Source organism: Halalkalibaculum sp. DA384, assembly GCF_043951955.1.
Classification (GTDB): Bacteria; Bacteroidota; Rhodothermia; order Balneolales; family Balneolaceae; genus JAMQKA01.
In genome coordinates, this window is record NZ_JBINJE010000003.1 from 107722 (window position 1) to 120167 (window position 12446).

The window sequence follows — 12446 nt, forward strand, 5'->3', positions numbered from 1 at the left end:
TAACTTATCAATTTTTATTTAAACTCATCTCAAGAGGGCTTTGCAAAACCGTTGTTTTGGCCAATATCGGTATTTTCGCGGATTCGAAATCCTCATTTATGGAGTATAAACTGCGGTTCCGAATCCGCTCAGGCTTTGATCTTGACCAAGACCCCTGGTTTTGCAAAGCCCTCCTCAACTATACTCATGGCCACTGGTGAACAGCTGTATGGTTAAAAAACCAGCTGTAATCAGCCATCCCAAAGTGGAAATAACCAATCCCTACCCACCGACTGGTCGTTATGTCCCCCGGCGGGATTGACTTAATGTTCAATCAGCAAAATGGATTATTAAAATTTCACTCCAGGATGGATTTGTTTTCCAGGAATATTACAAATGCTCTACCTCCCAAAGCGTTGTTATCTGACGGGCTCCAGGGCTTTCCAACGATATCAAGCATACCATTGCCCGTAACGTCTCCAAATACAATCTCGTGACCACCAAGATTTTCATCAGAAATCACATGTTCTTTCCATTCAACGGTTGGATTGTTGGACCAGGAAGGACCGACTCCAAGATTTTCCCATAAATAATAGCGCGGATTTAATTCCCCGTTTTCTCCCGGACGAGCCCGCTGCCAGTCCTGTTCAGCCGAAATAACATCAAGTTTGCCATCTCCGGTAAAATCAGCCACACCCAGGGAATGCAGACCTCCCATTACACGATCCCATCCTGCAATTTCATGCCGGTGCCACTCTATTGTTCCATTGGAATCCGGACCAAGGTTCTCCATCCACCAGACTCTGCCCCCTCGCATTTCTTCTACGGTCTGGACTACATCTGGTCGCCCGTCTTGATTTATATCAGCGACCCACGATCTTGCCGCATCGGCTGCCCAGCTTGGCTCGCCCTCCGGCAGGGGCATGAAGGGACCCAGATCATGTTTCTCCCATTCGGTCCCCTCTCCATCAACATTTTCATACCATACATCTGTACGAACTACATCAGTGTCTCCGTCTCCATCAAGATCTCCAAATCCCTTGGGTGCTACACCGCCATGGACAGGTTCTCCAATGTCATGTCGTATCCATGAATCTGTGGGATCACTGGGAATCTCATACCACCGAAAGTTATTCCGATCCGACATTGTAATCATATCCATTCGTCCATCCCCATTGATATCAGCTACGACCTGATCGTGGATAGAGCCATCCATAATGTCTTCATCGAATACAATTTGCTCATACGGTTCGTTGAGATCACCAGAATTCCGGTACCATGCGCCACCTACCACGTAGTCGGGCAGCCCGTCACCATCTACGTCCAATACAGTACCACCGGCATCGGTTGGTGGATTTTCGCCCACTATAAATTTGGTCCAATACCCAGGTTCATGATATTTGTATACATATATTTTATCCGTATCACGCGAACTCATGATGAACTCAAGATTTTCATCACCATCCATATCAGCAAGAGCTGTATTGGAAAACGCCCCCCCGATAAGAGAATCATCAATGATATGTGTTCTGAATTTTACTTTTTGTTCGCTATTTGAACTTTGTGCCGTGGTGTCAACAGCTGAACCCACCATCAACACCAGGAGGAAGGCAACTGTAAGGTTTAGGCACTTTTTACTTCGATATACCGTGTTATTTGTAGCCATAATGGATAAACTGGTTGAACATTAATTGTTGTTGTGCAAGACTTTTCTTCGTTGATTCTATAAATGTTGTACCACTTGAAGATCTTATTCCGTTGAGATTAACCGACCCTGCATCTGGGTCCAGTGAGCAGAGTATGTACAGATGTATGGATATGTCCCAGGTGGCGGTACCTCAAAAACAACTTCTACTGTATCACCGGAATAAGCCAATGCACTGTATGCGAGAATACGATCCATTTCTTTCTCCGGAATCCAATCATTGGATATTGCCTGAAGAGCCGCAATACCCACCGGTCTGATATCCTTTTCTTCCCGGACCAATACAATGTTATGACTCATATCACTGTCATTGATATATACAATCTTTAAAATACTACCCGCTTTGGCACGTATCTCTGTTACAGAATAACTCAGTTCAACCCCTTCTGATCTGATCTCTACAACAGTGGTATCACCATACTCCTTATGATGCCCATTAGTTTTATATGGTGTGTTTTCTATGATATCATCATTCAAACTATTTATTCCTGTCGTACGCGCATGCGTTGTGATAACAAAAAGAGGTATAAGCAATAAGGTGATACACATTAAAAAATGATTCTGCATAAAAATTTTTATCTGCTATGTATTCAAATGATTATTGACCAAGAATTACTGTCGCTGATCGATTTTGTTGACAATTTCATTTTCTGTTTGCAGCCGATCCTGTTGTACATTCTCCCACATGGCCAGAAGTTCCTCTTTCATTTCTTCATACAGTTCAGGCTTAAACGATGACATTTCCACCTTTTCCAACGGATCCTTCTCCACGTTATATAATTGAAACACTGTCGGCTTTTTGAATTGCTCCTCTCTTCCCTCGGTATACCCTCTCATCACATACGGTCCCCTTGATATAACCACCTTCGGAACCGGTAAGTCAAGTGGTTCGGGTCCAACATACTTTTGATTGTAACCATTGCCTGCTATTGCCCACTCCTGGCCGGTAAGTTCATTCTGCCAGTATAAAGGTTTATCCCTCTCTATTTTTTCATTCCTTAGCAGCAAAGGTACAAGACTTTCACCATCCAGATCCAGATTCTCCGGTATTTCTGTTCCTGTTAATTCAGCCACGGTAGGCAGTACGTCGACCGTTGAGTTGGGTTCACTGGTAATTCCGGGTTTTATTTTGCCCGGCCATCGAACCATACCAGGTACCCGAATTCCACCTTCATACAGTTGTCGCTTTTGTCCGAACAACGGATAGGAAGTCCCATAGGAACGATGAGCCCCCCAGTATACATCGCGTACTTCAGGTCCATTGTCGCTTGAAAAGAAGATTATGGTATTTTCGAGTATGGTGTCTTCTACTTCCCACTGCTGATCAAGAAAATCCAGAACCCGGCCCATATGATGATCCAGGTAGGTTACATTGGCATAGTACTTATTTTTCGGAACATTGCCCGTATTGTACAAAGCATTAAAAGCCGGAGGATTCTGTACTTTTTCATGAACGGCATCATAGGGAAGGTACAAGAAAAAAGGTTTATCAGGATTTCTTTTATGTTGGAGCCAATCGATTGCCCTGTCCGTTATAATTTGAGAGGAATAGCCCTGAATTACACCCAGATGTTTGCCGGTCACCTCCTCATTTGACAAGTAAAAATCGCCCGGGTTACGCATCGCATTCGTCTGTAAACTGGCCGTTCTGTGTGGATTTTCCTTGGAGACAAACGCATAATCAAATCCCTGTTGATTGGGAAAAGAACCGGTCCACCCTGTCCAGTTTCCGGGTTCTGTCCAGTCCGCGCCGTTTAAATGCCACTTGCCAAAAATGGCCGTTTGATAACCATTTTGTTTTAACAATTCCGCGATAGTTACCTCTTTACCGCTTAAAAAATATTGGTCATCTTCCTCCAAATCGTTTATCCACCGATTGATATTATGCCTAGTCGGAGTCTTTCCCGTCAATAAACCAGCCCGGGAAGGTGAACAGGTTGGGTCCGCAGCATAATGCCGCGTAAAAACCAGCGCCTCTTTGGCGAATCGCGATAGATTTGGAGTTTTTATATATGGATTGCTGAATTGATCAACACCCTCCAATTCAAGGTTTAGGTCTCCATATCCCAGATCATCAACTAAAATATATATTATATTCACACCATCGCCTCCATCTAAATTTTCTATAGCAATAGCTTCTACTGCAGAAAAGAAGAAAAACAGAAGCAGGCTAAATGATGCTAAAATTTTCCGCATGAGATTGATATTCGTGTTGGAGCCTATTTTTCCGGGGTCTCGGCTTTAACGTTTCACTTAACAAGCCACCCTGAACTATTACTGCCATCCGTAACTAGTGCAGTGCCGCCATTTCGGCCGTTTCTGGCAGAACGCGGATACCACCGACCAAGCTGACCTATGCAGATAGATCATGTGAAGGTATGCTTCGGAACACCTATTCTGTGGTTAATCCGCAGTATAAGCCTCATCTGCGTTCCAGTATCCCGTAAACCCGAATGGTTATGGTTGACTGGACACTAACACCTACCTGCCAGATTCCCGATCTATTACGTTATTCTATCGCTATCTATCTTCATATTGGAATATTTAGGGAGCCTCGATAGCAATTGGGACACTATAATTCCATTCGGTTGTCTGGTCAGACCGCGCGGCCACACGGATATGTAAATTGCCACCGCCCCTTTCTTCCGCCATCTCCAGGAGCTCAGAATCAAGTGTAACAGTTGCAGTTCCCGAATTGCTGCCTAGCGTTTCCTGTCGGGTTTGCCACCTGGGACCATTGCCGGTGTTGACACCCACTTTGGCAACCGAACTCACCAGCACAACTCGTTCTTCTGCTGTATGTCCCTGGCTGGGAGTTATCTCATAATTGACTTCAAGATCCCCACCGGAAACGGTAGCTGTGGGCTCAGGAATCACCAAATAGGGTGTAACGGTAATGTTATGTTCTACAGGATCACCTGTGAGATCCACATTCTGGTCGCCTGGGCCATCAACAGGACCTTCAATCCAAACGGTATAAGACTGTGGATACAACTGCAGATTTGAATAAGAACCATCGCCGTTAACCCTCAATTCCAGCGGTACCCGATCCTCTTCCCCCAAAACAAATACCGTTAAAGCTGCATTTGAGATATCCCCGGAAACCGGATTTCCATCTTGATCGAGTATCATGCCACTGATCTGGCCATCATAACCAAAATCAGTGACCGTCTCGCTACAACTCGATAAAACGACTACACAGATTGCCATCAGTACTAAAGTCGGAATTTTTCTAATTGTTATAGCATTCATTTTCATCTTATTTAAATTGCAAATTTATTTTTTGAATTGAATTTGGAACAACCACTCCCTTAGTACCCGGGGTTCTCCACCAGGTCTCCATTTTCTTCAATTCTGCTATTGGTAATCGGATTGTAATAATGCTCCGGCCGAAACTCACGCTGCGTCGCTTCAGCATCCATAGGAATAAAGTAAAATTGACCTGTCTCATGGTGTAAAATGGTCCGGACTCCCTGTACTCTTTGGCCATCCAATCTATCCTGGGCAATTCTCCATCTTCGCAGATCATCCCATCGATGAGCTTCATATACCAATTCACTCGTTCGTTCTCTTCTCACCCGTTCACGAGTTATTGTTCCTGCATCCAACTCTGGTAAACCGACTCTTTCGCGTGTGTAGTTGAGAAATTCAGCTGCATCAGCCAGATTACCCAGTTCAAATTCACTCTCTGCTGCAATTAAATACATCTCGGCCAATCGCAACTCTTTCCAATTGTTATCCTCTCTATCATCCGGTATCAGTATATCTTCATCGGGCACATATTTATAGAGTAAAAGTCCCGTGGATGGAAAGAATTGATTAGCCTGCCTTCGACTGGCATCTCCAACGGTGGGAGTACCTTCAAAATTTACACCGACTTCCGAAATTATATTGTCCGGGTTGGTCCCTCCTTGTGTCGGATCCAGACCTTCATATGATTGTACAACATTACCTCCATATAAATCACCCTGAAACAGGACTTGTGCATGGACTCTCGGGTCTTTATTGGCCCAGGGCGCAGCACCATTATCATATAAGTTATCTGGCCCTAAATCCGGATTGGTGAACGTACCGTCCAAATTTTCAAAACTCATTACATGTCCCAGTGTGGGATTCAATTCCGAACCCTGTCCTTCTGAAAATGGAGTCGGTTGAACCTGGTGAGCGAACGGATGGTTAATTTCAACGCCGTTATATATTCTTTCAAATATAATCTCCGGATTTGAGTCTTCAACGAAAATATTCCAATAGGTTTGGGCCGGGTCGCCCCCTTGAAGTAATGAATAAGCCCCAGAATTAATTACCTGCTGGGCGGCATCACTTGCTTTTTGGTAAAATTCGTCAGCCCTGGATGATGGAATGCCTGTTAGCCCGTTATCTGCCAGCGTGCCAAAATTTGCAATTGAAGCCGACCAAAGATTCGCCCGTGCTTTATAGGCATAGGCCGTCCATTCGTTAACACGGCCTTTTTCTTCGGGATTTCCCAATCCCGCTAACATACCCGCTGCTGTTTCCAACTCCGTGTCTATAAAGTCGGCGAGTGCTTCCTCCGTACTTCTTACCCGATATTGCTCCGGGACCTCCTCAAACGGATCGAGCACAACATCAACCAGGGGTACGCCTCCGTACCTGGACTGCATTTTAAAATAGACGGCCGCCCTCAATACCCTGGCTTCGCCTTCAAGCCGGGACTTGAAATCTTCAGACAATTCGGAAGCCCGGATATTTTCTATAAAGGAATTCAGATCCCTTATATACTCGTAGTCCCATAACCCTACACAATCTGTCTCTGCATCCATTCCGCCATGAGTTCTACAACCCTCAAAGTTACCCCCTCTCTCAGTGCCTAAATCGTGATGTCCAAGCGTGCCGTCAAAACGCAAGCCGGGACTGTTAAAACCGTTAAAGGGGAACCCTGCGTACAAGTCTGCTGCCAGTGCCTCGGCAAAAGCTTCATCCTGAAATACCTGCTCAGCACTTACCCGGTCTCTCGGATCCTCATTAAGGTCCAAAACGCCCTCACAGGAAACCAAAACCAGAAGTAAAATGATAAGCGGTGCTACCGGTTTATATAATTGCTTTGTGTTTTTCATAACTTTATAAATTTGTTTTACCAGTGAATTTTTTGATTGAATTTCATTTTAGAAATCAATTTCAACCCCAAAATTGTACACGCGGGTCTGTGGATGATAATTTCCAAAAAATTGTGCAGGATTTTCATCAATCTCAGGGTCTAAAAAATCAAGATCTGAGAACGTTAATAAATTGGTTCCTCCTGTATACAATTTCACACCTCTTAATCCTAGTCCACTAACTAGGTCTGTGGGAACGGTATAGCTTATTTGAACCTGTTTGAGTCGCAAGTAGGATCCATCAATCAAAAACATGTCGTACTCGTCATCGAATATTCCCGAAGCTCGCGGCCATCTTGCCTCTTCTGCACTTACCGTGGGGAGGCCAAATTCATTTTCCGGGATATATGCATCCTTTATGTCCTTTTGCAGGGCAACCCCATTGGATGGGAACGGTTCCTCAAACTCACTCCAGTCAAGATTCCAGCCAAAAAGAGCCGCACCCTGCCAGAACGTGGAAAGCTCAAACCCTTTCCAGCCGACACGGGTATTGAATCCGAATGTAAACCGTGGCTGAGTACCGGAGCTGGCTATATACTTGTCAGCATCGGTAATCCTGCCATCGCCGTTTCTATCCACGACTTTTGCATCTCCCACCTGGATAGAACGATTTCCATTACCATCAATATCCGCCCAGCTATTGATCTCCTCCTGAGATGCAAACAACCCGTCAGTTTCATAATACCATATCTGCCCAAACGGACCTGAAACTGCTCGCCGGTCAATTTGCTTTTCACGTCGCTCTACTTCCTTGTTGATGAAATCAGGCTCATCTGTGTGTCTTACGATTTCCTCGTGGATCCCAAAATTAGCACCTACAGTATAATTCCAATCATTATTGACTCGATTGTTATGGCGCAGGCTGAATTCCAGTCCCCTGTTTTCAAATTCCTGGAAATTTTGTTGAGGCAACTCTGCTCCCACGACAGGCGGGACCTCTAAAATGCGTTGGCCCAGCACATCGAAACGATCCCGTTTAAAAATGTCAAATGAACCTTCCAATTTTCCCTCCCAGAAGGTGGCGTCTACACCGATATTCATGATGTCCATTTTTTCCCATGTAATATTCGGGTTGGGAAGGCCGTCGCTACTGATCGTTCGCCGAAGAGTATTGTCCTGGAAGATTACAAAATCATCAAATGAGTATGTTGACAGGAACTGGAAGTCACCGGCCCCGTCAAAACCAAGTCGTCCCCAGGAAGCCCGGAGCTTTAGGTTCGTCAGGAAATCCAGCGTCTCGCTCTCCTGCAGAAATGGTTCTTCTGTAATATTCCATGCCGCGGAAAAGGATGGAAAAAAACCCCACCGGTCACCTTCCGGGAACCGTATGGATCCATCATATCTTGCACTTGCCTCCAGGGAGTATTTATCGGCATAATTGTAATTAAGCCTGCCTATATGACCCATCCGTTTATTTCTGCTTATAACATCATTATTAAACATCTGGCTGGGCGGGCCCGCATTCAGTTGGGGGATGGGAAATTCGTATGCGATGCGGCTTGCATCAAATCGTTCAAAATCTTCCTGGATATATTCAAACACATACATGCTGGTTAATGTATGATCCTCCCCGAATGTGTGATTTCCATTCAGAAAGTATTGGAAATTAATATTTTCGATTTGAGTATTTCTTCGTTCGACCCTGGTATCAGCATTTAGAGCACGAACACGCTCATGCTGTTCCGTTTCTGCATTATAGCGATATTCCGGGCCTTCCTTTTGAAACATCTTATCCTGCAAATTGGTTGTCTGATAATTTAAAACAGCCCGTGTACTTAATCCCTGAAGCAGTTGATACTCCCCACTCAGTTTCAGGTCAATCAGCTGTCTCTGAAACTCCTGGGAACCGCCAATATATGCACTCGCTAAATTCAGAGGGTTTACGGTTTGTCCCCCAGGTGCACCTCTTGGAAACTCACGATGCCCGCCGGGAAGCTCTACAATGGAATGAAACGGACGCCACCGACCACTACGGGCAAAAATTCCCTGACCCTGCGACCAGTCTGTGCCTTCCATTTGGTTTCTAGGACCGTAAAAATCCTGCAGGTTGTAACTCATATCGAGGCCAAAATCAAACCTTTCACTAATAGCCACATCCAGGTTACCACGAACCGTGTACCGGTTAAATTCAGTATCTGTACCACCAAAGACATTCTTTTCCAGTCCTTCTTGATTAAACAGGCTTCCGGATACAAAATAACGTACACGCTCACTCCCCCCCGATACAGACAGGTTATGAGTCATCATCGGTGCCGCATCACGAGGAATAAGTTCAAACATATCCACGCTAGGAAAATTTTCTGGGTCTGATCCATCATTATGCTGTCTGAACTCTTGGACCGTCTCCGGAGACCAGCGATAATCTTGACCACCATCACGATTTTCAATGTTGTACAAGGCCATATATTCCCAAGAGTCAATCGCATCTGGAACCATTGTCAGGCCTTGAAGTCCCACATCTCCCTTGTATGAGAACTGAATATCACCAACAGATCCCCGCTTGGTTTCAACCAGGACTACGCCATTTCCGGCTCTTGCTCCATAAACTGCCGCTGAAGCAGCGTCCTTCAGTACATTAATTTCAGCGATATCATTGGGGTTCAGATCCTGGAATACCTCCTTGTCAACAGGCATCCCATCAACAATAAAAAGGGGATCACCAAATCCACGTATGTTGATAGAGGTCTTATTATCACCAGGCTGGCCATTCTGATTTTTAATGAAAACGCCCGGAACTCGACCCTGCAATGCCTGACCTACAGTTGTTGATGTAACTCTGTTCATATCCTCCGGATCTGCTCTCCCAATACTTCCCGTTACATCAGCTTCTCTTTGCGTGCCGTAACCAACGACCACCAACTCTTCACCGGTAACCGCCTGGGTTTGCAGTTCGACATTTATTTCTGTTCTCCCATTTATTGGCACTTCCTGTCGTTGAAACCCTACAAATGAAAATACCAGTGTGTCTTGTAGTGAAGGTACATTTAACTGGTATTCCCCTGCAGCATCAGTGGAGGTACCGGTAGTTGTCCCCTTTATAACTACATTAACCCCTGGAAGTGGCTCACCAGATTCAGCATCAGTTACAGAACCGGTTACCTGCTCAATTACTACTTTATCCTGATGAGATAGGGCTATATTTTTTTCCCGCAACATAATATTGCGACCGGATGTAAATGGTTCTAATCCGGTATTTTCAAGCACCTCTTCCAACGCCCTGCTAAGTGATACCCCTTTTAGCTCAATACTGATCTTCTTCTCTGGCAACAGATCAGCATTATAGTAGAGACCTGCACCTGACTTTTGAGCAATTGATTTCAGGGCATCATCAAGTTCTACATTCTGCAAATTCAGACTGATAATGGGATTGGAATCGGTTAACACTCTCTGCCTTTCATTATAAGAGAGTTGCTTATCGACATCCTCATTAGATTCTGACTGCGCAAATGTTATCCCAACCATAAAAAAAGTTGTGATAACAAGCGCACCTAGCACCTGTAACGTTTGAATCGAATATTTCATAGTTTTCCATCCTTGTTTATTATAACTGTTATTTATCCCCTTGCATTAAATCCCTGTACCTACTTATTCCTCATCAAAGCTGTCCTCCTTTTGGCTTAATATTCGTACATCTGAAATTAAATTTACCTACTGTTTCACAGCGTGAACTAGTTACGATACCAAATAACTTTATTTTCCTTTTGTTGATACTCTATATTCAGTGACATGGCCATCGTACTGAGAACATCATCCATTTCGAGTTTTTCCGTATGCACTGTCAGTGTCAGTGAGTTCAATTCCGGATCTGCTAATTCGCATTGAATTTCATAAATACGCTCCAGTTGCAGGCACACCTGATCCAGGGGCATACGCTCAAACTTCAATTCACCACTTCTCCAACTCAGGTAATTATCTACACTGGAATCCTCTACTCTTATCGTCTTATCCATAGCGGACAATATCCCGACCTGATCAGCAGACAACAGGACTGCGTCGTTTTGTTCAGCTATTTCGGATTCAAACGAAACACGACCCTCTTTTACCGCAACCAGGGTTTTACCACTTTTTTTCATCTCTTTTATGTTAAACGAGGTGCCCAGCACCTCCACAATGCCCTGTTCCAAGTGGACTTTAAATGGTTTATCATTATTTTTTTCCACTTGAAAAAAAGCTTCCCCTTTCAATTCCACTCTCCTGTAATCGCCCTTAAAAACTTCGGGGAATTCGATTTTCGAATTTTTATTCAGGTGCACTTTTGTGCCATCAGAAAGTGATATTATTCGCTGCTCCATACCGCCTGTTGTATAGGTGACTGTTGGCTCCTCCCAATACTGAACGGTAATAAACACAGACAGGGAAACAACAATCAGTAATACGGAAGCGGCAACTTTCCAGGTAGAAAAACTCGAAGATTTGTTTAGAATATTGTGGGCATTTTTGTAATTGGATTCTTTTTTTGAAAGCTTCGACCTTAACCTGCTGAGCCCCCGCTCGTAATCAAACAAGTGCGAATTGTTAAGAGATACTTCAGGTTCATCTTCCCAAGCCTTTTTAACCCGATTGTAAAAAGCCCGATTTTCAGGATCGCTTGAAAGCCATTCTTCTAACAATTCCTGCTCCTGTGATGTAATCTCATTTGAAAGATCACGAGTTATGAGTATCCAGATTTTTTCTTCGTACTGCTTCATGAACTACATTTTACCTTTTGACTTCACTTGTTAGACAGGAATATGGAGGGTGACCTACTACTCCAGGCTGATTATAAATTTTTAATTATTGTAAATTAAAGTAACATACAGGTGTATTGGCTCAACCTGTAAAATTGCCAGTATTCCAAATTATACATTGTTGGGGGCGTAGCGATCTTAACACGGGGGGAGGGGGAGGGATTAACACAATTCGCCTGTTTTTGTACTCATTCGTGATGAAATAGATTTTTCAATGGCCTGTCACAAAAGAATGAAATGTTTCACTGATCATCTTCCGTATAGGAACTTAATGTCTTTACTGCCGCTACCATCTGATTCTGCACCGTATGAATAGATATTGACAAAATTCCAGCTATCTCCTTGTACGTAAACCCCTCAAGTCGACTTAGCTTAAAAATGATCTTTCTTCGCGGGGGCAGTGTATTAATTAATGCTTCCAAGCGATTTTCCAGTTCTTTGAATATGAGTTCTTCGTCAGGATGGTATTTGCCAGATTCTATTTCACGGGCATTTTCAGTCAATGACTCTAGCTCATTATCCTGCTTTTCCAGATAGTTAAGTGCTTGATTCCGGGTAGCTGTATACAAATAGCCCTTTAAATTTTTTGAAATATTAAGCCTGTGACGCCTTTCCCATATTTTTAAAAACACGTCTGAAACAATTTCCTCAGACAAGTCAATGGACTTTACATACTGAAAAGCAAAATCACAGAGCCGGTCATAATATTTTTCAAACAGCTCTTCCAGGGCTTTTTGACTATCAGCTTTGATAAGCCTGAGCAAGGCTTCATCCGATTTTGTATCTATTGCTGTCATACCGTATCCCTTTTTTAGCATCCCTTTATTGCTCCCTTTTACAGGTTTTCAAATACTCATTCACACATCTTGCACATTGCCGAGACTAAAATTCTCTTTAATTTTC

Annotated in this window: 8 protein-coding genes; all 8 read right to left on the reverse strand. The window is 43.9% G+C overall.

Annotation, left to right across the window (positions count from 1 at the left end; genetic code table 11):
- Positions 1-337: 337 nt before the first annotated feature.
- Complete coding sequence (locus tag ACG2E4_RS02870) at positions 338-1645, reverse strand: FG-GAP repeat domain-containing protein (RefSeq protein WP_395275658.1); 1308 nt, start codon at positions 1643-1645, stop codon at positions 338-340.
- Between the two features lie 84 nt (positions 1646-1729).
- Entirely contained in the window at positions 1730-2161 is a 432-nt protein-coding gene (locus ACG2E4_RS02875) for a plastocyanin/azurin family copper-binding protein (protein ID WP_395275659.1), read from the reverse strand.
- A gap of 135 nt (positions 2162-2296) precedes the next feature.
- Positions 2297-3880, reverse strand: a complete 1584-nt coding sequence (locus tag ACG2E4_RS02880; RefSeq protein ID WP_395275660.1) for a sulfatase — start codon at positions 3878-3880, stop codon at positions 2297-2299.
- Between the two features lie 348 nt (positions 3881-4228).
- Positions 4229-4816 carry a hypothetical protein gene (locus ACG2E4_RS02885; RefSeq protein WP_395275661.1) on the reverse strand — a complete coding sequence of 196 codons (588 nt, stop codon included), beginning with the start codon at positions 4814-4816 and terminating at the stop codon, positions 4229-4231.
- 179 nt (positions 4817-4995) lie between these two features.
- The gene (locus tag ACG2E4_RS02890) at positions 4996-6567 is read right to left on the reverse strand and encodes a RagB/SusD family nutrient uptake outer membrane protein (RefSeq protein ID WP_395275662.1); all 1572 of its coding nucleotides are present in this window, start codon (positions 6565-6567) and stop codon (positions 4996-4998) included.
- Between the two features lie 258 nt (positions 6568-6825).
- A complete protein-coding gene (locus ACG2E4_RS02895) occupies positions 6826-10338 on the reverse strand; it encodes a SusC/RagA family TonB-linked outer membrane protein (RefSeq protein ID WP_395257205.1) in 3513 nt (1170 codons plus the stop codon).
- Between the two features lie 146 nt (positions 10339-10484).
- Positions 10485-11504 (reverse strand): FecR family protein, encoded by a 1020-nt coding sequence (locus tag ACG2E4_RS02900; RefSeq protein ID WP_395257207.1) that lies wholly within the window; start codon positions 11502-11504, stop codon positions 10485-10487.
- Between the two features lie 281 nt (positions 11505-11785).
- The gene (locus tag ACG2E4_RS02905) at positions 11786-12340 is read right to left on the reverse strand and encodes an RNA polymerase sigma-70 factor (protein ID WP_395257209.1); all 555 of its coding nucleotides are present in this window, start codon (positions 12338-12340) and stop codon (positions 11786-11788) included.
- Between the last annotated feature and the right edge of the window lie 106 nt (positions 12341-12446).